Origin of the sequence: Streptomyces albidicamelliae, assembly GCF_025642175.1 — a bacterium.
Lineage (GTDB): Bacteria > Actinomycetota > Actinomycetes > Streptomycetales > Streptomycetaceae > Streptomyces > Streptomyces albidocamelliae.
In genome coordinates, this window is record NZ_CP106795.1 from 4,594,052 (window position 1) to 4,617,256 (window position 23,205).

24 protein-coding genes are annotated in these 23,205 nt (G+C 69.4%); 20 read left to right on the forward strand and 4 right to left on the reverse strand.

Annotated elements, in window-relative coordinates:
- Window positions 1–7 precede the first annotated feature (7 nt).
- The 6 genes from N8I86_RS21150 to N8I86_RS21175 all read left to right on the forward strand — a co-directional run bounded on the left by N8I86_RS21150 (window position 8) and on the right by N8I86_RS21175 (window position 6,798).
- Window positions 8–436, forward strand: coding sequence for an ATP-binding protein (locus tag N8I86_RS21150; RefSeq protein WP_263278441.1), 429 nt, complete (start codon window positions 8–10; stop codon window positions 434–436).
- Window positions 436–813 (forward strand): hypothetical protein, encoded by a 378-nt coding sequence (locus tag N8I86_RS21155; protein WP_263278442.1) that lies wholly within the window; start codon window positions 436–438, stop codon window positions 811–813. The genes N8I86_RS21150 and N8I86_RS21155 overlap by 1 nt, the downstream gene beginning before the upstream one ends.
- 293 nt (window positions 814–1,106) lie before the next feature.
- Entirely contained in the window at window positions 1,107–2,276 is a 1,170-nt protein-coding gene (locus tag N8I86_RS21160; protein ID WP_263278443.1) for a DUF262 domain-containing protein, read from the forward strand.
- The gene (locus N8I86_RS21165) at window positions 2,277–2,939 is read left to right on the forward strand and encodes an MAE_28990/MAE_18760 family HEPN-like nuclease (protein WP_263278444.1); all 663 of its coding nucleotides are present in this window, start codon (window positions 2,277–2,279) and stop codon (window positions 2,937–2,939) included.
- A gap of 1,442 nt (window positions 2,940–4,381) precedes the next feature.
- Entirely contained in the window at window positions 4,382–4,738 is a 357-nt protein-coding gene (locus N8I86_RS21170) for a hypothetical protein (RefSeq protein WP_263278445.1), read from the forward strand.
- A gap of 545 nt (window positions 4,739–5,283) precedes the next feature.
- The gene (locus N8I86_RS21175) at window positions 5,284–6,798 is read left to right on the forward strand and encodes a restriction endonuclease (RefSeq protein WP_263278446.1); all 1,515 of its coding nucleotides are present in this window, start codon (window positions 5,284–5,286) and stop codon (window positions 6,796–6,798) included.
- Window positions 6,799–7,088: 290 nt separating this feature from the next.
- On the opposite strand, the gene N8I86_RS21180 is transcribed toward N8I86_RS21175, so the two are convergent.
- Together N8I86_RS21180 and N8I86_RS21185 are read right to left on the reverse strand one after the other, a co-directional pair.
- Window positions 7,089–7,304 (reverse strand): hypothetical protein, encoded by a 216-nt coding sequence (locus N8I86_RS21180; protein ID WP_073887905.1) that lies wholly within the window; start codon window positions 7,302–7,304, stop codon window positions 7,089–7,091.
- Between the two features lie 108 nt (window positions 7,305–7,412).
- Window positions 7,413–8,159, reverse strand: a complete 747-nt coding sequence (locus N8I86_RS21185; protein WP_263278447.1) for an FG-GAP repeat domain-containing protein — start codon at window positions 8,157–8,159, stop codon at window positions 7,413–7,415.
- Window positions 8,160–8,348: 189 nt separating this feature from the next.
- On the opposite strand from N8I86_RS21185, the gene N8I86_RS21190 reads away from it, so the two are divergent.
- From N8I86_RS21190 to N8I86_RS21210, 5 genes are all read left to right on the forward strand, one after another.
- Window positions 8,349–9,359, forward strand: a complete 1,011-nt coding sequence (locus N8I86_RS21190; RefSeq protein WP_263278448.1) for a GAF and ANTAR domain-containing protein — start codon at window positions 8,349–8,351, stop codon at window positions 9,357–9,359.
- On the forward strand, window positions 9,359–10,096 hold the full coding sequence (locus N8I86_RS21195) for a GAF and ANTAR domain-containing protein (protein ID WP_073887930.1): 738 nt from the start codon (window positions 9,359–9,361) through the stop codon (window positions 10,094–10,096). The genes N8I86_RS21190 and N8I86_RS21195 overlap by 1 nt, the downstream gene beginning before the upstream one ends.
- A 284-nt stretch (window positions 10,097–10,380) precedes the next feature.
- Window positions 10,381–11,154, forward strand: a complete 774-nt coding sequence (locus N8I86_RS21200; RefSeq protein WP_263278449.1) for an STAS domain-containing protein — start codon at window positions 10,381–10,383, stop codon at window positions 11,152–11,154.
- The gene (locus N8I86_RS21205) at window positions 11,121–11,579 is read left to right on the forward strand and encodes a GAF domain-containing protein (protein ID WP_263280134.1); all 459 of its coding nucleotides are present in this window, start codon (window positions 11,121–11,123) and stop codon (window positions 11,577–11,579) included. Before N8I86_RS21200 ends, N8I86_RS21205 begins: the two co-directional genes overlap by 34 nt.
- 167 nt (window positions 11,580–11,746) lie before the next feature.
- A complete protein-coding gene (locus N8I86_RS21210) occupies window positions 11,747–11,902 on the forward strand; it encodes a hypothetical protein (RefSeq protein ID WP_185091292.1) in 156 nt (51 codons plus the stop codon).
- Window positions 11,903–12,007: 105 nt separating this feature from the next.
- Here the strand turns inward: N8I86_RS21210 and phoU are convergent, their stop codons facing one another.
- The gene (phoU, locus tag N8I86_RS21215) at window positions 12,008–12,697 is read right to left on the reverse strand and encodes a phosphate signaling complex protein PhoU (RefSeq protein ID WP_073887933.1); all 690 of its coding nucleotides are present in this window, start codon (window positions 12,695–12,697) and stop codon (window positions 12,008–12,010) included.
- A 242-nt stretch (window positions 12,698–12,939) separates the two neighbouring features.
- On the opposite strand from phoU, the gene N8I86_RS21220 reads away from it, so the two are divergent.
- Entirely contained in the window at window positions 12,940–14,190 is a 1,251-nt protein-coding gene (locus N8I86_RS21220; RefSeq protein WP_073887935.1) for a two-component system sensor histidine kinase PhoR, read from the forward strand.
- A complete protein-coding gene (locus N8I86_RS21225) occupies window positions 14,187–14,867 on the forward strand; it encodes a two-component system response regulator PhoP (RefSeq protein WP_030342036.1) in 681 nt (226 codons plus the stop codon). Before N8I86_RS21220 ends, N8I86_RS21225 begins: the two co-directional genes overlap by 4 nt.
- Window positions 14,868–14,969: 102 nt before the next feature.
- Here the strand turns inward: N8I86_RS21225 and N8I86_RS21230 are convergent, their stop codons facing one another.
- Window positions 14,970–15,635 (reverse strand): copper chaperone PCu(A)C, encoded by a 666-nt coding sequence (locus N8I86_RS21230; RefSeq protein WP_263278450.1) that lies wholly within the window; start codon window positions 15,633–15,635, stop codon window positions 14,970–14,972.
- Window positions 15,636–16,273: 638 nt separating this feature from the next.
- On the opposite strand from N8I86_RS21230, the gene N8I86_RS21235 reads away from it, so the two are divergent.
- The 7 genes from N8I86_RS21235 (at window position 16,274) to N8I86_RS21265 (ending at window position 23,198) form a co-directional block, all read left to right on the forward strand.
- Window positions 16,274–16,756: a CarD family transcriptional regulator gene (locus N8I86_RS21235; protein ID WP_003953493.1), complete on the forward strand. Its 483-nt coding sequence runs from the start codon at window positions 16,274–16,276 to the stop codon at window positions 16,754–16,756.
- A gap of 321 nt (window positions 16,757–17,077) precedes the next feature.
- Window positions 17,078–17,830 carry a 2-C-methyl-D-erythritol 4-phosphate cytidylyltransferase gene (gene ispD, locus N8I86_RS21240; protein ID WP_073887941.1) on the forward strand — a complete coding sequence of 251 codons (753 nt, stop codon included), beginning with the start codon at window positions 17,078–17,080 and terminating at the stop codon, window positions 17,828–17,830.
- Complete coding sequence (ispF, locus tag N8I86_RS21245; protein WP_263278451.1) at window positions 17,820–18,314, forward strand: 2-C-methyl-D-erythritol 2,4-cyclodiphosphate synthase; 495 nt, start codon at window positions 17,820–17,822, stop codon at window positions 18,312–18,314. Before ispD ends, ispF begins: the two co-directional genes overlap by 11 nt.
- A 118-nt stretch (window positions 18,315–18,432) precedes the next feature.
- The gene (locus N8I86_RS21250) at window positions 18,433–18,837 is read left to right on the forward strand and encodes a PPOX class F420-dependent oxidoreductase (protein ID WP_073887944.1); all 405 of its coding nucleotides are present in this window, start codon (window positions 18,433–18,435) and stop codon (window positions 18,835–18,837) included.
- A gap of 60 nt (window positions 18,838–18,897) precedes the next feature.
- On the forward strand, window positions 18,898–20,298 hold the full coding sequence (cysS, locus tag N8I86_RS21255) for a cysteine--tRNA ligase (protein ID WP_263278452.1): 1,401 nt from the start codon (window positions 18,898–18,900) through the stop codon (window positions 20,296–20,298).
- Between the two features lie 99 nt (window positions 20,299–20,397).
- Window positions 20,398–21,339: a 23S rRNA (guanosine(2251)-2'-O)-methyltransferase RlmB gene (rlmB, locus tag N8I86_RS21260; protein ID WP_073887947.1), complete on the forward strand. Its 942-nt coding sequence runs from the start codon at window positions 20,398–20,400 to the stop codon at window positions 21,337–21,339.
- A 128-nt stretch (window positions 21,340–21,467) separates the two neighbouring features.
- Complete coding sequence (locus tag N8I86_RS21265) at window positions 21,468–23,198, forward strand: DoxX family protein (RefSeq protein ID WP_263278453.1); 1,731 nt, start codon at window positions 21,468–21,470, stop codon at window positions 23,196–23,198.
- The last annotated feature ends 7 nt before the right edge of the window (window positions 23,199–23,205 follow it).

The following is a 23,205-nucleotide window of genomic DNA, read 5'->3' on the forward strand; positions in this document are numbered from 1 at the left end:
AACTTGTATGCACGAGTATACGAGTACAGCTCGGGTCTGGGGGCTGAGTTGCCCAGGATTCCCGGAAGAGGTGAGCCGGGCCCGCCGATGGACCCGTGACATCCTGCGCGGCTCCCCTTTAGCCGACGACGCCGAACTGATCGTGAGCGAGCTGAGTGCGAACGCGATCCTTCACACGGCGAGCGGCCGGGAGCACGGCAGCTTCCACTTGGCCGTCGCGGTCTCCGCCCAGGTGGTGGCGGTCTCGGTCACAGACGACGGCGGTACGGGGACGGCCCCGAAGGCCGAGCACCAGGACCAGAACGCCGAGCACGGCCGGGGCCTGGGCATGGTGAGCGTCATCGCTCACCGGGTCGTCGTCCACGACAGCGACCAGGGCCACACGGTCACCGCGGAGCTGTACGCGGACCCACGGCGGGGAGACCACCTGTGCTGATGAATCCACCACAGCGGGGCTACTGGTGCGAGTGCTGGACCGAGGACCTGACCGAGGAGTGGCCGCCGGCACTGCTGGCATCCTTCGACGCCTACTCCGCGCCGCAGGCGGACCGTTGGGTAGCGGTCGTACTCCGCACGATCTCACCGGCACTTGACGCGGACGCATCGGATGCGGCGTGGGAGTGGCTGTACGAGGGCCGCATCGAGACCCGACGAGCCCTGTTGCGGGCGGAGCCGTGCACGGTGTCTGTCACCCACGCCAGGACCCGGATCACGTGGACGATCCGACCGGTGCTCTTCCTGCCGCTGGCCCACCGCCAGGACGCCGAACTACCGGCGTGCACATACCGTTTCAAGGCCCACGCGACCGACTGAGTTACAACTTTCTCTACTGGTTCAAGGGCGGCTCGCTCCGCTCCCCGCGCGCGGCCCGGCCCCCGGCCGGGCCTGCGCTCATGTCTCCGCCCCGCTCCAGCCCGGCCGGCGCCCGTGCCGCGCGCGCATAATCCCCTCCCTGAGCTTGAGAGGCAGTGAGTCGGAGGCTGTGGCCGATCAACTCCATAACCGTACCTGACCTGCAGTCGACTTCACGGAACCAGCGGACGCAGCCACACACGAAGCCCATAATGGCCGTGGGACACGATCGCGGCGAAGCAGGTGGGGGTAGCGTGACGGGCACAGCACCGCACGAGGAGAAGCCAGTGGGCCTGCAAGAAGAAATTGTGCAACGGTCACGCGAGATTCACACGGACCGCTACAGTATGGCGATTAACGAAGCCCTCTCCATGTATGAAAATGGAGATCTTGAGATTCACCCAGAGTTCCAAAGGATCTTCCGATGGAGAATGCAACAGCAGTCCCGCCTTATTGAAAGTGTTTTTCTCGGAATCCCGATTCCTCCAATCTTTGTTGCAGCGCGCGAAGACGGAGTCTGGGATGTTGTTGACGGTGTCCAACGACTTTCGACACTATTTCGTTTCATGGCAGCCCTGAAGAAGGAAGATGGGGCTCTAGACTTGCCAGAGCCACTCACTCAAGGTGATTACCTGAAAAGTCTTGAGGGAGTCGTGTGGGATGAAGCCAAGGTCGCCCCAGGTGCCACCTTTAGTGTTGAATTGTCGGATGCACAGAAGCGCTTCTTCAAGCGCGCTCGCCTCGATTTTCAGATCGTCGAGCATACCAGTGATAGCCAGTCCAAGTTTGACCTCTTTCAAAGATTGAACAGCGGAACTCACCTATCCGAGCAAGAGGCAAGAAATTGCCTTGCGGTTATGCTTGATCCCACGTTCTACAGGTGGCTGCAATCTCTGACCGCGAACAGCAACTTCGCCCAGTCCACGAATATTAGTGAACGTCAGGAAGAGGAAGCGTACGGCACCGAGATTGCATTGCGCTACCTCGGGATGGTCACCGCCCAACCGTCCGATCTTACCGGATTGAAGGACGTAGGCGAGTTCCTCACTACGAGGATGCGCGCTTTTATCGCATCGGATACATACGACCGCTCCTTTGAAAAGGAGCGATTCGAAAATGTCTTCGCATGGCTTAACGAAGCGCTTGGCGATGCCGCTTTTAAGCGCTTCGATGTCTACAAGGGATCCTTCGGCGGCAGGTTCACCGTGTCGGCCTTCGAAGCCATCACGACCGGTCTCGGTCTGCACTATTCAGATTGGAGCGCATTGCAATCGAGCGAAAGAAGTGTCCTCATCGCCGAGCGCGTTAAATCCGTCTGGCAGGATCCTGTATTCCAAGCTCGTACGGGTGCCGGAAAGCCCGCAAGTCTCCGGATTCCCTACATGGTCGAAGTCGGCCGCAGAATCTTCTCTCTAGGGGAGTAGATGAGGACGATAAGCGAGCTCCAGGATTCTCTAGATGCAGACCTTGCCTGGCGCCGCAGTGAGCTCCATAGCTACCTAGGAAGTGTGCGCCGATCTAACCAGGACAGCACGGCACAACGCTCTCTTTGTCGCGCCGGAGTACCGTTGCTCTACGCGCACTGGGAAGGGTATGCGAAGCACTGCCTTTCCGCTTATATTCAATTCGTAGGGCGCCGGCGTCTTACCTACGGTGAGTTGCACCCGGGATTTGTTGCGATCGGGCTGGAAGCTGAGGTTGACTCCCAATCGGGAATGTCGGCTACTCGAAAAATGATCTGGCGCGCACAGGCGTTGTTGGCCAAGCATGGTGAGCGAGCCCCCATCCCCTGGAGGAAGGGGGTAGACACTCAGTCCAATTTGAACAGTGAACGCTGTTTTGATTTGTTCGCATTGGTCGGTCTCGATTCGTCTCCGATTCAACTGAAGGCTAGACTCATCGACTATGAATTGCTGAGAGTCAGGAATGAGATCGCCCACGGCCAATACCTGAGCGTCGACGCAGTAGCATATGAAGAATTGCACCAAGAAGTCTTGATGATCCTAGAATTCGTTCGCAATACTGTTTCAGCCGCAGCGGAGAACGGAGCCTATAAACGCGAGCGGCCCAAGCCGCTTGAAAGTTAAATCTGCCACCGTTTCCTTGGGGCAGGAATTACGGGAAACCAGTACGCGTGAGTGGCCGCCATGTGGTGCCCGGTCCTTCCGGCGCAGCTTGCTCTGATCGACGGCATCAGCAGCGTGGCTGAGGCCAGTGGGGGTGCATCGAGGCACACGCGCGCCTGGCCGCCTGGCGCGCCCGCCGTCGTGGCTGACTGTCGTCGGCTGAGGCTCAGACGGGTCGCGTCGAAGGGTCGGCCGTCAGTCGAGCGCGCGAAGCTGGGCCGTCCGAGGTCGCTCAACAGTGGCCAATGACGACCAACGGCGACGACCAGGCGCACGTGTCCACCGCCCCCGAACAGTAAAAGCGCAGTTCACCAAGATCCCCGACAAGGACCCAGGGCAAGGAGAGGCAGCCCGAACCTCGCGTCCGGGCTCCTCCCCCCATCGGATGGAACGGCAGATTACCGCGAGTGGCCGCTCAGCAAGCGAAGCCACAGTCCTCCTGTCGACCACCTTGTCGCTCAGGTCACAAGACATCGGCTCAGGGTGTCTCAGTAGCCCAAAGAACACCGCAGATCGCGACACCGAGGGTGGCGAAGGTTGTAAACGTCCAAGCGCCCCACCCGACAGCATCTCGACGAAGCCAGTGTCCCAACAGGCCGGCGAGAAAGGCCCCGATCACTGCTGCCATTAGGACCGTGACTATCGTCCGAATCTTCTCGCGAGGGCTGGTCCTGTTCTCCACGACGGCTTCTGCCCCTTCATCCGAGGATGGGGAGTCAGCCGAGAGGTCTGTGTGGCAGCTCTCAACCGAGCTACCCCACAACTTGTACGGGTTGCTTCGGTTGAGACTGCCCGATGGTGGCAGAACTCAAGATGGCACCAGCGGCAGCCTGTGCGTGCACAGAGACGCACTTATCGAACGGGGTAGCGCTGCCAGACGCCCGCTCGGACCCGTCCTACTGACGGCAGCCATCGCCTGCCGGGACGGGTTTCCTACTTCACTTTCCAACCACATCGGTCCCTTGGCGGCGAGCCGATGCAGCTCTAGCGTACCGCAACACAGCGCATGCGTAGGGTTATCAGTGGAGGGGGCGAAGGACCGTGCTGAGTCAACGACGGTCCAGGGCAAGCCCTCAGTTAAAGGGCTGCACGCAGCTTGGCGCAGAGCAGCCCTCGTGCCACAGCCGTGCCAGATGCAAGGGTCAGCCACGGTCAACACCGGTGCCCCGCGGTCGAGTAGCCGCCGAGTTTCTCGGCCGACGAAGCCGCAGCTCAGGCCCGAGATCACCCTGCCTCTCTCCTAAAGCGGTGCTTCCGCCGTCGTTCATGGCATGGGGCGGAAAACGGCGGGCTGGTAGGGGGGCAGGAGACCGAGGTGTACAAGTAGGGCAGAGGAGCGGTATGAAGTGCCCCTTGATTCACTTGTCCTAGGGGGGACGTTCATGTTCACCAGTGGTAAGACCTTGAGCAGCTTCAAGGTCGGAGACAAGGTCACGGTGAGAGTGCCAAGCGACAGGCCCTTGTACCACCATGGGTCACACGGGACCGTCGTCACCATAGGCACCAAACGGGTCCACGTGAGGATGGACAGGGCCGCCTTCGAGGGCCACGACGGAGAGGTGGCGAACTTTCTCCCCGGTGACCTGGACCTTGGGCATGTCGGGACACCCCGGAACTCCGACCGCATGAACGATGCCTTCACCTCCCTCAAGCTGGCGGCTGGCACCGATCTCGTGGCCGTGGCGATGGACGACGGCATCATCACTGCCGAGCAGGGAGAGCAGATTAAGGCGCTGTGGGCCAGCCACTTGCAGAGCTGACGAGTATGGCCATGCCGCAGCCAAGTCACGTCCAAGGTGAGTGTCTAACTGCGTGACAACGCCAGCGAACAACGGCGGACGAGCGCGGACGTCAGCGGACCATCAGCGCAGGTGAGAGCTGCACCAGGCCCAGGCAAAGGCGTAGCCCAAGTTGCTTCGGGACGAAGAAGTCACGGTCCCAAGGTCTCATCACCAGGCCGCCGCCGTCGCGGATTGCTGTGGTCGACGGCACCAATAGCGTGGCTGAGGCCGGTGGGGGTGCAGCGAGGCACACGCGCGCCCGGTCGGTCGGCAGACTCGCCATCGTGGCTGACCGTCGTCGGTCGAGTTACAGACGACCTGAGTCAGCGATGCACCGAGCGGTCGGTCTGAGGTGACGCCCTTGCCCTGCGTGATTCTGCGATGTGGAAGGGGAATGCAGCCCTGTGGCGGAGTAGGGCCAGGGGAGGGGTAAGCAGGTGGCGCAACGGGGTAGCGGCCGAGGCACCGACTATCAGCGGCAGCAGCAAGCGTTACGACGTGCCCAGGAGCAAAAGGCCCGGCGAGTGGAGCGGCAACGGAAGGCCGCTGAAACGGCCAGCAAGCGGCAGGAACGCGAGCGGAAGGCCGCGTATCAGGAGCAGCAGGCCGAGCAGGCGCAGGTGCGCACAATCGGAGTCGAGCACGAGGTCGAGCAGCTCGGGCAGTTGCTCCGCGACGCGTTGGTGGGTGATCCGCCAACGACCTTTGAGCGCCGGCGGAGGACCTACACGCCGAAGAAGTTAGACGAGCGTCCGTGGTCTCGTCCGGAGCCCTCACCGCGCTGGGAGGAGTTCGCACCACCGGAGCCTGGCGGTCTGGCCGCTGTCCTAGGTCTTGGCAGGAAGCGCTACGAAGCTGAGGTTGCCGAGGCGCGTGTGCGGTTCACCGAGGCACAAGATCGCCACAGGCGAGCCGAGCAGAAGCGGCTGGCAACGCTGGAGCGGAAGCGTGCCGAGCATCGCCAGGCCGAAGCGCAGGCCCTTGACGAGGTGGCGGCCTTCAACTCGAAGCTGGACGAGGAGCGCGAGGCGTACAGGCTCGGGGAGCCCGCGGCGGTCGAGGCTCATCTGGGGGCGGTTCTGGATGCGTCGGAGTATCCAGTGGGCTTCCCCCACGAGCATCGGATCGCCTTCCGGCCAGCCACCGGTGACGTACTCGTTGAGATCCACTTGCCCCCTGAGGAAATCGTTCCTACGGCGCGGGGCTACCGGTACGTGAAGAATCGAGACGAGACGACCGTGCTGCCTCGTCCGGAGAAGGAGCGCAAGGAGATCTACGCCTCCGTCCTAGCCCAAGTCGCCCTGAGGACAGTTCACGAGGTCCTGACGAGCGATCCAGACCGGATCATCAATGGCGTGATCCTGAACGGCCATGTGAGAACCATCGACCGGGCCACCGGTCAGGAGGTCTCACCCTGTCTAGTGACGCTCAGCGCCAGCAGGGAGCAGTTCGGGAAGCTCCGCCTCAGTCAGGTTGATCCAGCGCAGTGCCTCAGGGGACTCAACGCTTTGGTGTCTCCCAACCCTTACGATCTCGAACCGATTCGCCCCATCGTCGAGTTCGACCTGTCGAAGTACCGGCTCATGGACAGCATGGACGTAGTCGCTGGCTTGGACAGCAGGCCCGTGCTGGTGAAGCTGGCGCCCACCGAGTTCGAGCACCTGATTCGCCAACTGTTCGAGGCGATCGGCATGGAGGCCTGGAACACCCAGGCGTCCAAAGACGAGGGCGTTGACGCGGTGGCCGTCAGCAAAGACCCCGTCTTCAACGGTGAGTGCATCATTCAGGCGAAGCGCTACAGCAAGCTCGTGGGCGTGGAGTCCGTCCAGGCGCTCGCCGGAGTGGTCGAGCACAAACGGGCCGCCAAGGGGGTCCTGATCACCACATCGTGGTTCGGAAGGGCCAGCCACGACTTTGCCCGCCAACATGGCCGGCTCCAGCTCATCGAAGGACCGGAACTCAAGTACCTAATCAAGGAACACCTTGGCAAGGATGTGATCCCGGGCCCGGTTCCCCCGAAGAGGCGCCCCTCACGCTGAGGCCGGCGGGCCGCCCACACAGCCCGAGGAGCTGGGCCGTCCCTGGGCCGTCCGAGGCCGCTCGGCAGTGGCCAACGACGACCAACGACGACCATCAGGCGCACGTGCCCACCGCTTCTGAGCAGCGAAAACGCAGGTCGTCAAGATCCCCGACAAGACCCAGGGCAAGGAGAAGTAGCCTGCGCGATCATGACCCTGGTCTGCGTCCTCCGCGTGGAGCGCCCGGGCGGGGATTCCCCGGCCTCGCGTGGTGGCGCCCCGCGACGTGGGTCGCGGGGCGCCTCGGTGGTTCAGTCGACCTGCTCCCCGTTGTGTGTTCCGCCCTTGCAGTAGTTGCCCATCTCGTTGATCGCGGGTGTTCCGCCGCCGTCCCGGCACTGGGAAGGGGTGACGTAGGACGGGGCGCCCTGCGCGGTGGCTGCGGTTGCGGTGGCGGCGCCGGTGAGGCCGAGTCCGGCGAGGGCTGCCGTGGCGAAGACGGCTGCGAGGATTCGTCGAATGCCCATGTGGTTCCCCTTTCGCGGATTGCCTCGATCGGGCACTGGTCACCTTGATCTTCACCCAGATGGGTGGCACGCGCCATTCGGGCGGCAGTGCCGCCGGGCGCGGGCCGGTCAGTCCTCGCCGGTCGTGCCCGTGCAGGTCGGGTAGAAGGTCTTCAGGTCGGCCTTGGGCATGTAGGCGGGGGTCTGCCGGTCGGTCTGTTCGGCTTCCTTCAGGTACTTCCCGTTGGTGTCGTCCGACGTCCGGTCGAGCCCCTGCGCGCCACCCAGGCGGGCCGTCGTCGCGTAGACGCCGTCGCCCGCGTGGCCGTAGGCCGCGAGGTCCGGGTAGCGGTCGTGGTCGTAGTCGGCGACGGCGGCCGCGCGCGGCTCGGTCAGGTCGACGTGGTGATCGCTCTGTCCCCTGCCGCGTGCCGAGAACGGTCCGAGCCGCACCTCCGAGACGGCGGGCTCGATCGGGCTGTCGCCGCTGAAGGCGTCCGTGGCGGCGATGAAGAGGTCGTTCCAGCCGTCCCGGTCGAAGTCGGCCACGACCGCCACCACGTCCTCCGCGTCCTCGCCGCGGTCCCCGACCAGGTCCCGCGGCCCCACCTCGGTGCCCCGGCCGCCCCCGGCGCCGAAGGTGACGGTCAGGTCCGCGCCGGTATAAGAGGAAGAGACGCGGTCGGTGGTGCCGTCACCGTCCAGGTCGGCCACCAGGACCCCGGTCGCGGTCACGCAGCTCCCCGTCTGGTGCCCGGCGTCCGGGCGCGCGGGCGGATCGCCCCGGCCGTCGCCGCAGCCGGCCAGCAGGGCCAGCGACACGGCGAGTGCCGGCACCCGGCAGGCCCGCCAGGCGGTTCGTCCCCCACCACGCACGATGTGCCCGCCTTTCCCCGGAGCCGGAATCGAGCAGATCCTAGGGGCCGCCTCGAACGTGCGCGACGGTGGAACCGCACTGTTAATTCCCGTGGGCTGGGAACTCGGTGTGCGGATGGCCCCGGAACCGGCGGGCCGGACGGGATACTGGTGGATCATGTCTGCTGATCGTGAGCCGCGAGGGGGGTGATGACCATGCCGCCCGAGGAGTCCTCCTTCCCGGCCGGGGGTGGTCTGCCGCCCGAGACGGAGGCCTGGCTCCGGGTCAGCGAGACGCTGGGCGCCGCCGCCCGCGGCGCGGACGACCCCGGACGGGTGCCGGGCGCCCTGTGCCAGGCGTGCGTCCGGCTGCTGCCGATCACCGGTTCGTCGGTGTCGATCTCCGGCGGCAAGGGCGTACGCATCACCTGGTGCGCCAGTGACCGGGTGGCCGCCCGGCTGGCCGAGCTCCAGTACACCGTGGGCGACGGCCCCTGCCAGACCGCCCTCGAACAGGGCGCCCCGGTCGTCGCTGCCGACCTCACCCAGGGCCCCGACGCCCGCCGCTGGCCGATCTTCGCGCACGAGGCCGTGGGCCTCGGCGTCCGCGCCGTGTTCTCCCTGCCGCTCGGCGTGAGCGGCGCCGCCGTCGGCACGCTCGACCTGTACAGCGACCGCGTGGGCGGACTGCTGGAGCAGGATCTGCGGACCGCGCTGTGGGTGCGGGACGCGGTCACCTACGCGCTGATGAGCCTGCAGGCAGCGACGCACGCCGACGCCGAGGACGAGGCGGAGGACGAGGTAGCGTCCTGGGTGGCGGCCTCCGAGGCCGACCACACCGAGGTCTACCAGGCGGTCGGCATGGTGATGGTGCAGCTCGACGTGGACCCCGAGCAGGCGCTGGACCGCCTGCGGGCCCGTGCCTTCGCCGAGGGACGTACGGTCAGCCAGCTGGCCCGTGAAGTCCTCGCCCGCAAGCTCCGCTTCCGTCCGGAGCCGGACGGCCCGGGTCCGAGCGGGGACGGCGCCGGCGGCCACGGACGGGCAGCCGGTGACGGCCGGTCGTACGCCGGTGAGCCGTACGCCGGTGACGAATGGCGCGTGGCCGGCGACGGCGGACCGTACGCCGGTGACGAAGGCCGGGACACCGGCGGGGGCGGGCAGCACGGCGGTGGGAGCGGGCGTGACGGCGAGGACGAGGGAAGGGACGGTGAACGGTGATGGGCCGTGAACAACAGCTCGCCGAGGCGCTCGTCGGGCTGGCCGACACCCTCGCCGACGACATCGACCCGGTGGTGCTCGTCGAGCGCCTCGCAGGGAGCTGCGTCGGTCTCACCGGCGCGGACGCGGCCGGCGTCATGGTGGTCTCCGCACGCGGCGACCTGCGACCGCTGGCCGTCACCGAGGACCAGGCCGCCTTCCTGGAGTTCTTCCAGCTCCAGGCCGACGAGGGCCCGTGCGTGGACGCCTTCCGCGAGGGCCGCCGCATCGACGTCCCGGACCTGGAGGACAGCCACGACCGGTGGCCGCAGGTCGCCCCGTACGCCGTCCGGCAGGGTTACCGGTCCGTGCACGGGCTGCCCCTGCGCGTCCACCGGCAGACCGTCGGCGCCGTCAACCTCCTGCTGCGCCGGCCCGGCGGGCTGCCCGGGACCGACCTGAAGGTGGCCCAGGCGCTCGCCGACGTCACGGCCTTCGCCCTGGTCAACTGGAGCGCGGAGCGGCTGCGGCCCTCCGACGTCAGCAACCGCGTCCAGGGCGCTCTCGCCGCGAAGGCGGCCGTCGACATGGCCACCGGCATGCTCGCCGAATCCGGTGACCTCTCCATGGCCGAGGCGCGTGCCGCGCTGCGCCGCTACGCCGACCGCTACCACCGGCGCCTCGTCGACGCCGCGCACTCCGTGGTCCGGCGCGCACTCCCCGCCGCGGACATCCTGACCTTCGCACGCGAGAAGTGACGCCCCGCCCGCGCGAGGTGACGGCACGCCCCCGCGAGGTGACGGCACGCCCGCGATGAAGTGACGGCCCGCCCGCAGGAAGTGACGGCCCGCCCGCGCGAGGTGACAGCGCGTCCGCGAGGAGGGACGGCGCCTGCCCGGTCCCCGTCCGCCCAGCCGCTTGTGGGCCGGACGGCCCGTTCCGAACCCGCCCACCGGTACTACGCTGAGAAGGGCCGGGACGATGTGCCCGGTCCACCGAGATCCGCCGGATCACGCGGCCTCCCGACGCGGGGAGCGCGGTCATGCAGCATTTCACCTGTGACACCGTGGCCGACCTCGCCGTTCCCGGACTCGCCGGTGGCCGGCTGACGGTCCTGGCGCTCAGCGGTGTCGTGGACGCCGCCTCCCGTGACGGACTCGCCGCCGCGCTCGCCGCCGCGGGCCCCGCGCAGCTCGTCGTCGACCTCAGCGGACTGCGCCTGCTGTCGTCCGCCGGTGCCGAGGTCCTGTGCGGTGCCGCGCGGACGGGCGCCGCGCACGGCCGCGCCCTGCGCCTCGCCGGGTGTCCGGCGCAGGCCGCCGCCGTACTCGCCCGCGCCGCCGAGGACCGGGCGGCGCCGGAGCAGTACGCGTCGGTGGCCGCCGCACTCGCCGCGGTGATCGCCGCCGCGGTCGCCGCGCCCGCCGGGACCGACCCGGACCTCACCGACCGGTACCTGCGCGCCGACGCCCTGCGGCTGCGGCACGCCGTACACGGCCGGGCCCTGGACGCCCGGGCCGAGGGCGTGCTGACGGAGCGTTACGGCCTGCGCGGCCCGACCCGTGCCCGCGGGCTGCTGCGGTCCGTCGCCCGGGAGCACGGGCTGGCACCGTCGAGCTCGCGGCCGCCGTCGCGCACACGCCACCGCCGCGACCCGGCGAGAAGTGGTTCCCCGGCGACGGCCCCGCCGCCCCGCCCGCAGTCCGCTTCGTCAGCGGGCCGCGGGACCGGACGCTGTCGCTGTCCGCCTTCCTCGACGCGCTGCGGGACGCGGTCTGCGGGATCACGCACACCGACATGGCCAACGTGCAGTTGATCGACGCCGACGACCACACCCTGCGGATGGAGTCGCACTGCGGATACCCCGCCGAGTTCGTGCGCTTCTTCGCGGTGGTCGACGACACCACCACCGCCTGCGGTCAGGCGGCCCGCAAGAGCGCGCGCGTGGTGGTGGACGACGTGGCGACCGCCTCGGTCTTCGACGAACCCTCCCGGGCCGCGGTGCTCGCCGTGCACATCCGTTCCGTGCAGTGCACGCCCATCCCGGGTGTCGCCGGCGGTCCGCAAGGCATGGTGTCCACCCACCACACCCGCCCGGGCCACACCTACACCCCGGGGGAACTCGACGCGCTGGACGGAGTCGCGCGGGAGGCGGGGGAGTGGCTGGACTGGTACCGCGGGAGCAGGCTGGAGGACGCGCTGGAGGATCTGCACCGGCGTGCGCAGTCGCCGCCGGCCTGACCGCGCCACCGCGCCACCGCGCCTTCGGCGCCACCGGGAGCCGGAGCTTTCGGCGGTGGGGGCTCGAAGGGGAGAGGCGTGGGCGCCTCTGTGCGCCGTTGATGCGCCCAGGGGAGCGGGCATGGAATGAGCGAGGGCATCCCTGCCCCAGCGTCCAGGAGGGACCCATGGCCGAATCCCCCAGCACCAACCCGGACCCCACGCAGGAGCGCGAGACCCAGCAGCCCGCCGAGATCAAGAGCCTGCCGCTGTTCGGCGCGTGCGGCTGCGGCTCGGGTTGCGGCTGCGGGTGCCAGTCCGGCAACCCGTGCCAGTGCGGCTGACCGAACGACCGGTACGACCGTCCGCGAGGGCCGGTGCGAACACGCTTCGCACCGGCCCTTCGTCGTGCCCCGCACGGGAGGAGACCCGCCCCGGCCCCCGGAGGGTTAGGCGCCCTCGACGCCCGTGGCCGGCTTGATGTCCGCCTGGAGCTCGTCCGCGTGCTCGCCCGTGACCAGGTAGACGACGCGCTTGGCGACGGCCACGGCGTGGTCGGCGTACCGCTCGTAGTAGCGGCCGAGCAGGGTGACGTCCACGGCCGTCTCGATGCCGTGCTTCCAGCGGTCGTCGATCAGGTGCTGGAAGAGGGTGCGGTGCAGGAGGTCCATCTCGTCGTCGTCCTGCTCCAGCTGGAGCGCGAGATCGACGTCCTTCGTGATGATCACCTCGGCGGCCTTGGCCATCAGACGCTGCGCGAGCTGGCCCATCTCCAGGATGGTGGCGTGCAGGTCCTGCGGCACGGCCCGGGCGGGGAAGCGCAGCCGGGCCAGCTTCGCCACGTGCTGGGCGAGGTCGCCGGAGCGCTCCAGGTCGGCGGACATGCGCAGCGACGTGACGACGATACGGAGGTCCGTCGCCACCGGCTGCTGGCGTGCGAGCAGGGCTATCGCCCGCGCCTCCAGGTCGTGGTGGAGTTCGTCGACCTTCTGGTCCGCCTCGATGACGCTCTCGGCGAGCTTGAGGTCGGCGTCGAGGATGGCGGTCGTGGCGCGCCCGATCGCCGACCCGACCAGCCGGGCCATCTCCACCAGTCCGTCGCCGATCGAGTCCAGTTCCTCGTGGTACGCGTCCCGCATCAGGGTTCCCTCTCCTACGTGTGTTCCGGGGTGCCGGGGCCGTGGCACCTCGCGCGCCCGTGCTGAGACCGGCGGTGCGAACCCCCACGATCCCCACGCTCCCACGTTCTGCCCCGGACGCGTCCGTTTCTGCCACCGCAAATGAACCGGTACTGGCTCCAAGGTGAACTCTGGGCGACGAGTGTTCGAGGTCGCACTCCCATGGCTGTGGCCAGGTCGTACGGCATGCCTAACCTTGAGGCATGGACGTGAACGCGGCGGTCGCCGCAGCGGCAGCGATCGCCGGGGTGCTCACCGGTGTCATCGCCGTGCTGGCGTTCCGCTGGAGCGAACGCGACCAGAAGCGACCCACCAGGACTTCCTTGCACACCGATCCCGTACTCCCGCCCGGCGTGGACACCGTACTGTCCGTGCTCCGCTCCTCTGCCGTCGTCCTCGACGAGGCCGACGCCGTAGTCAAAGCCAGCTCCGCCGCCTACGCCCTCGGGCTGGTCCGCGGCGGCAAGCTCGCCGTGGAGCCCATGCTCCAGATGGCCCGGGACACCAGGCGGGACGGTGAGATACGCCAGGTCGAGCTGGACCTGCCCCGCCGGGGCACCGGACGCGGCGATGCCCTCGCCGTCTCCGCCCGCGTGGCCCCGCTCGGCTCCCGCCTGGTCCTGCTGCTGGTCGAGGACCTGACGGAGGCCCGCCGCATCGAGGCGGTACGACGCGACTTCGTCGCGAACGTCAGCCACGAGCTCAAGACCCCGGTCGGCGCGCTCTCCCTGCTCTCCGAGGCCGTCATGGACGCCTCCGACGACCCCGAGGCCGTGCAGCGCTTCGCGGGCCGGATGCAGATCGAGGCGACCCGGCTGACCAACCTGGTCCAGGAGCTCATCGATCTGTCGCGGGTCCAGAACGACGACCCCCTGGAGGACGCCGAACCCGTCCGCGTGGACGAACTGGTCGCCGAGGCCATGGACCGCTGCCGCCACCAGGCGGGCACCAAGCAGATCACCATGGCCGCCGGGGGCACGGCCGACCTGCATGTCTGGGGGAACCGGGGCCAGCTGGCCGCGGCCCTCGGCAATCTGGTCGAGAACGCCGTGAACTACTCCCCGGCCCGCACCCGGGTCGGCATAGCGGCCCGCCGGGTCACCGCTCGCGGCGGCGACATGATCGAGCTCGCGGTCACCGACCAGGGCATCGGCATCTCCGAGAAGGACAAGGAGCGCGTCTTCGAGCGCTTCTACCGCGTGGACCCGGCCCGCTCCCGCGCCACCGGCGGCACCGGTCTGGGTCTCGCGATCGTCAAGCACGTGGTCGCCTCGCACGGCGGGGAGGTCACGGTCTGGAGCGCCGAGGGCCAGGGTTCCACCTTCACCCTCAAGCTGCCGGAGGCGGGTGCCGCCCGCGACCGTGCCCAGCAGCATCCGGACCTCGACGACGAGGCCGGCACCACCGAGTCATCCCCGTACGAACCGCTTCCCGCCCCGGAGGTCCTTCCGTGACCCGAGTGCTCGTCGTCGAGGACGAGGAGTCCTTCTCCGACGCCCTGTCGTACATGCTCCGCAAGGAGGGCTTCGAGGTCGCCGTCGCGGCCACGGGCCCCGACGGACTCGACGAGTTCGAGCGCAACGGCGCCGACCTCGTCCTCCTCGACCTGATGCTGCCGGGGCTGCCCGGCACCGAGGTGTGCCGTCAGCTGCGCGGCCGCTCCAACGTCCCCGTGATCATGGTGACCGCGAAGGACAGCGAGATCGACAAGGTGGTCGGTCTCGAAATAGGAGCCGACGACTACGTCACCAAGCCCTTCTCCTCCCGCGAGCTGGTCGCCCGCATCCGCGCGGTGCTGCGCCGCCGGGGCGAGCCGGAGGAGGTCACCCCGGCCGCCCTGGAGGCCGGCCCGGTCCGCATGGACGTCGACCGGCACGTGGTGACGGTCGCCGGCTCCAAGGTCGACCTGCCCCTCAAGGAGTTCGACCTGCTGGAGATGCTGCTGCGCAACGCGGGCCGCGTCCTCACCCGCATGCAGCTCATCGACCGGGTCTGGGGCGCCGACTACGTGGGCGACACCAAGACCCTCGACGTCCACGTCAAGCGTCTGCGGGCCAAGATCGAGCCGGACCCGGGCGCCCCGCGCTACCTGGTCACGGTCCGCGGCCTGGGCTACAAGTTCGAGCCGTAGGCCGCGGGCGGGCGCCGGCGCTCCCGAGCCCGCGCGCACGGTCGTACGACGGAGGGCGGCACCCCGGTCGGGGTGCCGCCTCCGTCGTACGGGTACGGCCGCTCAGTTGCCGGCGGACGACTGGGACGCCGAGTCGCTCGGGGTCACGGCGGTGCCGGTGGCGGAGGACGACGGGGTCGTCTTGCCGCCCTTGCCGGGCTTGGCGCTGCCGGACGCGGTCGCGCCCGGGGCGCCGGCGGTCGCCGAGGCGGACGGGATCTCGCTCGGGCCCCACTTGTCGAAGTAGCTGGTGGCCGGGACCACGAAGGCCTCCAGGCCGACCTCGCCGGTCTTGCTGAGGGTGAAGGTCACCTTCTGGGCGTTGCCGTCCTGCACGGCCTCACGGCCGCTGGGGATCACCGCGGAGGCGTTGTCCTTGCCGCCGAGGACCAGCGAGCCGCCGGCCGGGACGGTCAGGCTCTGCCCCTTGGCCGGGGTGAGCTTCACGGTCTCGCCGGAGCCGGGGATCGCGATCGACTCGAGGGTCTGGCTGGTGGTGCCCGAGTTGAACACGGTCGCCGAGATCACGGCCGGACCCGTCGACTTCAGATCGGGCTGCGTGATGATCGTGGCGTTCTGGATCTTGATGTCGCCGACGCTGGTCGCCGCGTTGTCCGGCTTGATCTCCAGGGTCTGGGCGTCGTTGCCGGCACCGCAGGCGGCGAGCGAGGCGATCGAGAAGACGATGGCGGAGGCGGCGAGGGCGCCGCGTCGAAGGCTGCTGCTCACGGCGGCGGCAACTCCTTGAACGCGCGGGCGGCTTCCTGATAAAGCCACCCTAAGTGTCTGTCAGCGGGCCTTAGGTTACCGAGCCGTTCCGGGGCGACGGCACCCGACCCTCCCCCAAGCACGGGGCTTCCCTCCGGGTGGGGGTACCCCACGGGCCTCAAGTGACTCTCCAGTCACATTGCGGGCCGCTCGTCCTTCATTCACATAACGCGACGGCGATCTCTCACAAAGGCCCCGCGAGTCGGCTTCCGATCCGGCGCGCAAAAACCGCCGGTGAAGGAATGCGCGACCGCCCCGATATCGATCACGCGCCACCCGGCCGGCAGCCGTTGATCAATTCTGGATTCGTCTCACATCCACCTCCCGTCACCGAACGGAGTAGCGGAAGTCGCACGTGTGGAACCGGACAAAACGGGATGTTCAGCCACTTGGGGCCGGCTCCCGACGTGTGTAACGTACGCGTTTCACCCCGCCCGGAGAGCCCCTCCGACCTGCGAATACCCGCTTCCGCAAGCCCCTCGCAGCACGTTCCGGTTGTTGTTGTCAAGCCCCGAGATATGCCCTGACCTGCGAAAACGCCATTCAGAAGACGCCGTATCCGTGTTACCCTGGATAGCCACGGAAGGGGTACCTGTCACATGACGTTCAAGGTTGGCGACACCGTGGTCTATCCCCATCACGGGGCCGCGCTGATCGAGGCTATCGAAACTCGCCAGATCAAAGGCGTGGACAAGACCTACTTGGTGCTGAAGGTCGCCCAGGGTGACCTGACGGTACGTGTGCCAGCGGACAATGCGGAGTTCGTCGGCGTGCGTGATGTGGTCGGTCAGGACGGGCTGGACCGGGTCTTCGAGGTGCTGCGCGCGCCGTACGCCGAGGAGCCCACGAACTGGTCCCGTCGCTACAAGGCAAACCTGGAGAAGCTCGCCTCCGGCGATGTCATCAAGGTCGCGGAAGTCGTGCGTGACCTGTGGCGTCGCGAGCGCGAGCGCGGACTCTCCGCCGGTGAGAAGCGCATGCTCGCCAAGGCCCGCCAGATCCTGGTGAGCGAGCTGGCCCTCGCGGAGAACACCAACGAGGACAAGGCCGAGGCCCTGCTCGACGAGGTGCTCGCCTCCTGACGCGCGGCGTCGGCGACCCGTCGCCGGCAGCACGCTCAGCACAGTGAAATGCCGCGGTGCCCGATGACACGGAAATGTCGCCGGGCGCTGCGGCATGTTCGTACCCGGCGCACGGCCTTCTCGCCGGGTCCGGCCGGGCACGCCGCACATCCGTGCACCGAGCCGCCGTACACCTCGGGGGAAGTCCCCCGATACTTGACGTGCCGGGCCCGGGCGGACGGCTCGACCAGAGTCACGGAAAGGGTCCGGTCAAGGCCTGGCGCCCGGCACTCCTCCAGGCCATACCCACCTGGGTCGAGCACACAAACCTGACAGGAACCGATGTCTGACGAATCGCGCCCTTCGCCCGCGCAGACCGCCGTCGCCGCCGTGATTCCCGCCGCGGGGCGGGGCGTACGCCTCGGCCCGGGCGCCCCCAAGGCGCTGCGTGCCCTCAACGGCACGCCCATGCTCATCCACGCGGTCCGCGCGCTCGCCGCGTCCCGCCACGTCTCCCTGGTGATCGTCGTCGCCCCGCCGGACGGCGCCGCCGAGGTCAAGTCCCTGCTCGACGCGCACGCCCTGCCCGAGCGGACGGACTTCCTGGTCGTCCCCGGCGGGGAGTCCCGCCAGGAGTCGGTCCGGCTGGGCCTGGACGCCCTGCCGCCCGAGTACGGCGTCGTCCTCGTCCACGACGCGGCCCGCCCGCTCGTCCCCGTCGACACCGTCGACGCGGTCGTCGAGGCCGTCCGCGCCGGCGCTCCCGCCGTGGTCCCCGCGCTGCCGCTCGCCGACACCGTCAAGGAGGTCGCGCCCGCGGCCACGGCCGGCGACCCGGAACCCGTGGTCGCGACCCCCGAGCGGGCCCGGCTGCGCGCGGTGCAGACGCCCCAGGGCTTCGACCGGGCGACGCTGCTGCGCGCCCACGAGACCGTCACCGAGGACGTCACCGACGACGCGAGCATGGTGGAGCAGCTCGGGCTGACGGTCGTGGCCGTCCCCGGCCACGAGGAGGCCTTCAAGGTCACCCGCCCGCTCGACCTGGTCCTCGCCGAGGCGGTCCTCGCCCGCAGGAGGCTCAACGATGGCTTCTGACCGGCCGCTCCTGCCGCAGGTCGGCATCGGCACCGACATCCACGCCTTCGAGGAGGGCCGCGAGCTGTGGTGCGCGGGCCTGAAGTGGGAGGGCGAGGGACCGGGGCTGGCCGGCCACTCCGACGCGGACGTCGTCGCCCACGCCGCCTGCAACGCCCTCTTCTCCGCCGCCGGGCTCGGCGACCTGGGACAGCACTTCGGCACCGGCCGCCCCGAGTGGTCCGGCGCGCCGGGGACCACCCTGCTCACCGAGGCGGCCCGGATCGTCCGCGCGGCGGGCTACACCATCGGCAACGTCGCCGTCCAGGTCGTCGGACCCCGCCCGAAGATCGGCAAGCGGCGCGACGAGGCCCAGAAGATCCTTTCCGAGGCGGCGGGCGCCCCGGTGTCGGTGTCCGGCGCCACCACGGACGGCCTCGGCTTCCCCGGCCGCGACGAGGGCCTGATGGCGGTGGCGACCGCACTGGTGGTCCGCACCGGCTGACGGCGTCGGGAGGGGCGGCCGGCCCGGTGTCTGTGGTGCGGGTGAGCCGGGAGCGTGCGAGGGTACCCGGAGAGTCACCGACGAGTCACCGATGACCCGAGGCTTACCGGAGGTACCCATGTCCGCCGCCCTCTCCGACCGGCTCAAGTCCCTGCTCGACGAAAAGGTGTTCATCGTCGTCGGCACCATCCAGCCCGACGGCAGCCCGCAGATGTCCCCGGTCTGGGTCAAGCGCGACGGTGACGCCCTCCTGTTCTCCACCACGGCCGACCGCCGCAAGAAGAAGAACCTCGACCGCGACCCCCGGGTGACGGTCGTCGTCATGAACCCCGAGCAGCCCTACGAGTACGCCGAGATCCGGGGCACGGCCGAGATGACGACCGAGGGCGGCCAGGCGCTCATCGACGAGCTGAGCCAGAAGTACACGGGCCAGAAGTACGCGGACTTCAATCCGGCGTCGGCCGACGACGCCGAGCGCGTGGTCGTCCGCATCACCCCGCGCAAGGTCGTCGGCATGATGTGAGGCGCGGCATTCCGCGGTAGTGGGCACATGGCACGGCCCCGCGCCCACTACCCTGGAGTGGTGACCATTCGCCTGTACGACACCAACGCCCGGCAGATCCGTGACTTCACCCCGATCAAGCCGGGTTGTGTCTCGATCTACCTCTGTGGTGCCACCGTGCAGGCGGCACCTCACATCGGGCACATCCGCTCGGGCCTCAACTTCGACATCATGCGCCGCTGGTTCGCCCACCGCGGCTACGACGTGACGTTCGTCCGCAACGTCACCGACATCGACGACAAGATCATCAAGAAGGCCCAGGAGCAGAACCGGCCCTGGTGGTCGATCGGCTACGAGAACGAACGCGCCTTCAACGACGGCTACTCCGCCCTCGGCTGCCTCCCGCCCACCTACGAGCCCCGCGCGACCGGCCACATCACCGAGATGACCGAGATGATGCAGGGCCTCATCGAGCGCGGCCACGCCTACGCGGCGGACGGCAACGTCTACTTCGACGTGCGCTCCTTCCCGCAGTACCTGGAGCTGTCCCGGCAGGAGCTGGACAACCTGCTCCAGCCCTCCGGCGAGGGCGAGACCGGCAAGCGCGACCCGCGCGACTTCGCCATGTGGAAGTCCGCCAAGCCCGGTGAGCCGACCTGGCCGACCCCGTGGGGTCCCGGCCGCCCCGGCTGGCACCTGGAGTGCTCGGCGATGGCGCACAAGTACCTGGGCAGCGCCTTCGACATCCACGGCGGCGGCCTCGACCTGATCTTCCCGCACCACGAGAACGAGATCGCCCAGGCCAAGGCCTACGGCGACGAGTTCGCCCGGTACTGGGTGCACAACGCGTGGGTCACCATGGCCGGCGACAAGATGTCCAAGTCGCTCGGCAACAGCGTGCTCGTCAGCGAGATGGTCAAGCAGTGGCGTCCCATCGTGCTGCGCTACTACCTCGGCACCCCGCACTACCGCTCGATGATCGAGTACAGCGAGGAGTCGCTGCGCGAGGCCGAGTCGGCGTTCGCGCGCATCGAGGGCTTCGTGCAGCGTGTGATGGAGAAGGCCGGCGGCGTCGTCGAGCCCGCCGCCGAGGTCCCGCCCGCCTTCGCGGAGGCGATGGACGACGACCTGGGCGTCCCGCAGGCGCTCGCCGTCGTGCACACCACCGTCCGGCAGGGTAACAGCGCGCTGGCCGCGGACGACAAGGACGCCGCCGTGGCCCGGCTCGCCGAGGTGCGGGCCATGCTCGGCGTCCTCGGACTCGACCCGCTCGACCCGCACTGGGCCGGCGAGGCCGACCGGGGCGAGGACCTGCACGGCGTGGTCGACAGCCTCGTACGCCTCGTCCTCGACCAGCGCGAGTCCGCCCGCGCCCGCAAGGACTGGGCCACCGCCGACGCCATCCGCGACCAGCTCAACCAGTCCGGAGTGGTCATCGAGGACGGCCCGCAGGGCCCGCGCTGGACCCTCGGGCCGCGCTGAGACCGTCGTCGATCCGGTGATCGATTGTGCCGCCCGGACCTCCGGGCGGCACACTGCATAGACGTAGACATCCGCACGCACCACAGAGACAGGTAGATCATGGCCGCGAACAACCGTCGCATGTCCGGCAAGAAGGGCGCGCAGGTCGGCAGTGGCGGCCAGCGGCGCAAGGGCCTGGAGGGCAAGGGCCCCACCCCGCCCGCCGAGATGCGCAAGGGACACAAGAAGAACCGCATCGCCAACGCCAAGGCGAAGCAGACCACGCGCCGCCCCGTGGTGCGCGGCCGGGGCGGCAGGTCCGCCTCCGAGCTGGTCGTCGGCCGCAACCCGGTGGTCGAGGCGCTGCGCGAGGGCGTGCCCGCGTCGACGCTCTACGTCCAGCAGTTCATCGACAACGACGAGCGTGTCCGCGAGGCCCTCCAGCTCGCCGCCGAGCGCGGCGGCATCAACCTCATGGAGGCCCCGCGCCCCGAGCTGGACCGCATGACGAACAACCTGAACCACCAGGGCCTGGTCCTGCAGGTCCCGCCGTACGAGTACGCGCACCCCGAGGACCTCGTGGCGGCCGCCTACGACGAGGGCGCCGACCCGCTCGTCGTCGCCCTCGACGGCGTGACCGACCCGCGCAACCTCGGCGCCGTCGTCCGGTCCGTCTCCGCCTTCGGCGGCCACGGCGTCGTCGTGCCCGAGCGCCGCTCGGCCGGCATGACCGCCGGAGCCTGGAAGACCTCCGCGGGTACGGCCGCCCGTACGCCGGTCGCCCGCGCCACCAACCTGACCCGCGCCCTGGAGGCGTACAAGAAGGCCGGCATCACCGTGGTCGGCCTGGCCGCGGACGGCGAGGTCGAACTCGGCGACCTCCAGGCCCTGGACGGTCCCGTCGTCATCGTCGTCGGCAGCGAGGGCAAGGGCCTGTCCCGGCTGGTCGGCGAGACCTGTGACCACCGGGTGCGCATCGCGATGCCGGGCGGCGCCGAGTCGCTCAACGCCGGTGTGGCCGCGGGCATCGTGCTGTACGAGGCGGCGCGCAGGCGGAGCTGAACACCCGTCCGGAAGTTCACCTGTGCGGGGTAATTACGGTGTCCCTGTGGTGTTCGGGACGGCTTTGACGGGGTCCGGACACATCCGGGCGGTCAAAGCAGTGTCCTATCTCCACGTCACTCGGTTAGATGAGTGTGGACACCAGAACACCCCGCACACCCACGGGGGACCGCTCGTCGGGATTCGACGACGCTCCCGCGCTGAGCATGGTGAAGGTGCCGAGCGATCCGGCGCAGGTCATCGTCAATCACGCCAGCTTCCGCGTGCAGCTGGGCGCATCGGCGAGGCGCAGCCAATCCCCGCGGATCGCCCGGCAGCTGAGCGCCACCCAGGACTCCGCCCGGATGCCCGCCATGGGCGCGGCGGCCCGGCCGGGCGCAGCCGCCGGCCGCCGCCGTCCCGTCGTGTGGAGCGGCAAGTCCGCCCCCGACGACACCGGCGCCCACCGGCTCCTCCAGGCCGTGCGAGGCAGCAGCGTCCGCCACGCCGAGGAACCGGAAGCCGGCGCCACCCAGGTCATCCCGCGCCTCGGAACCGGCTACGCCGACGCCTACGACACCCTCGACCAGACCGTCGAGACCCCCGTCGTCGGCCATCAGCGCACGGCCCCCGACGCCGACGGCACCCGCCTCCTGCCGCACATGCGCACCGTCGGCGGCGCCTACGACCAACCTCCCCACGCGGCCGACGACTTCGGGCCCTACGACGGCTACGAGGGTTACGGCGACCACGGCGGCTACGACGGGTACGAGGGCTACGAGGGGTACGACGACGGTACCGGCCACTCCGACACCGACACCGACACCGACGCCCCGGCCACCACCAGGCGCCACGGGGACGACCCGGCCCGGCACGCCTACTACCCCGGCCGCCGCCTCAACCTCGGCGTCGTCCTGCTCCCGCTGCGCATCTTCCTCGGCTTCATCTCCATCTACGCCGGCATGGGCAAGCTGTGCGACCCCGTCTACTTCGACGGCGGCAAGCGCGGCTCCATGGTCACCTGGCTCAACACCCTGCACCCCTGGGACGTCGCCGAGCCGCTGCGCCAGTTCGCCCTGCACCACCCGGTCGGCTCCGGGCTGGTGATCGCCTTCCTGCAGGTCGTGGTCGGCGTCCTCACCATCCTCGGCTGCTGGCAGCGCGTGGCCGCGGTGCTCGGCGTCCTGCTCTCCGCCGCCCTGATCGTCACCGTCAGCTGGAAGACGGTCCCCGCGTACGACGCCCCCGACATCATCTACCTCGCCGCCTGGTCGCCGCTGATCATCGCCGGCGCCCCCGTCTACTCCGTGGACGGCCGCCTGGCGGGCAGCGCCTGGCGACGCCTCGGGCCCCGCGCCGACATCTGGGACCTGCGCCGCTTCGTCCTGCGGCGCGGCGCGCTGATCACTGCCGTCACCGTCGGACTCACCCTGCTCCTCGGCTCCCTGCTCGGCGGCGCGGTCCGGGACTCCAGCCGGGTCGTCGTCCCCGGCCCCGGCGAGGCCCCGCGCAACAACCTGCCCGGCGCCACGCTCCCGGAGGAACCCGGCAAGGGGCACAGCAAGGCGCCGTCCGCGTCCAGCTCGCCCACCGGCGGCGCGACGGCCGGTGCCAGCCCCTCGGGCGCGGCGACGACCCCGGGCGCCACCCGGACCGCGGGCGGTACGACGGCCGCCCCGAGCCAGACCCAGGGCACCACGGGCCAGACCCCGCCGCGCCCGACCTCCCCCACGGGCGGCGTCCCGAGCACCACGGCCGGCCCGACCAGCACCGGCGGCACCAGCACCTCCGGCGGTACCTCCTCGACCGGCGGTACCGGCACCTCCGGCGGCAGCTCCTCCACGGGCCAGCCGGGCCTGGTGGGCGGCCTGCTGGGCTGACAGCACC

Coding starts and splice junctions, on each gene's coding strand:
- N8I86_RS21150 (WP_263278441.1), top strand. CDS start 8: ATGCACGAGTATACGAGTACAGCTCGGGTCTGGGGGCTGAGTTGCCCA.
- N8I86_RS21155 (WP_263278442.1), top strand. CDS start 436: ATGAATCCACCACAGCGGGGCTACTGGTGCGAGTGCTGGACCGAGGAC.
- N8I86_RS21165 (WP_263278444.1), top strand. CDS start 2,277: ATGAGGACGATAAGCGAGCTCCAGGATTCTCTAGATGCAGACCTTGCC.
- N8I86_RS21180 (WP_073887905.1), bottom strand. CDS start 7,304: ATGGGCATTCGACGAATCCTCGCAGCCGTCTTCGCCACGGCAGCCCTC.
- N8I86_RS21190 (WP_263278448.1), top strand. CDS start 8,349: ATGACCATGCCGCCCGAGGAGTCCTCCTTCCCGGCCGGGGGTGGTCTG.
- N8I86_RS21195 (WP_073887930.1), top strand. CDS start 9,359: ATGGGCCGTGAACAACAGCTCGCCGAGGCGCTCGTCGGGCTGGCCGAC.
- N8I86_RS21200 (WP_263278449.1), top strand. CDS start 10,381: ATGCAGCATTTCACCTGTGACACCGTGGCCGACCTCGCCGTTCCCGGA.
- N8I86_RS21210 (WP_185091292.1), top strand. CDS start 11,747: ATGGCCGAATCCCCCAGCACCAACCCGGACCCCACGCAGGAGCGCGAG.
- phoU (WP_073887933.1), bottom strand. CDS start 12,697: ATGCGGGACGCGTACCACGAGGAACTGGACTCGATCGGCGACGGACTG.
- N8I86_RS21220 (WP_073887935.1), top strand. CDS start 12,940: ATGGACGTGAACGCGGCGGTCGCCGCAGCGGCAGCGATCGCCGGGGTG.
- N8I86_RS21235 (WP_003953493.1), top strand. CDS start 16,274: ATGACGTTCAAGGTTGGCGACACCGTGGTCTATCCCCATCACGGGGCC.
- ispD (WP_073887941.1), top strand. CDS start 17,078: ATGTCTGACGAATCGCGCCCTTCGCCCGCGCAGACCGCCGTCGCCGCC.
- ispF (WP_263278451.1), top strand. CDS start 17,820: ATGGCTTCTGACCGGCCGCTCCTGCCGCAGGTCGGCATCGGCACCGAC.
- N8I86_RS21250 (WP_073887944.1), top strand. CDS start 18,433: ATGTCCGCCGCCCTCTCCGACCGGCTCAAGTCCCTGCTCGACGAAAAG.
- rlmB (WP_073887947.1), top strand. CDS start 20,398: ATGGCCGCGAACAACCGTCGCATGTCCGGCAAGAAGGGCGCGCAGGTC.
- N8I86_RS21265 (WP_263278453.1), top strand. CDS start 21,468: ATGAGTGTGGACACCAGAACACCCCGCACACCCACGGGGGACCGCTCG.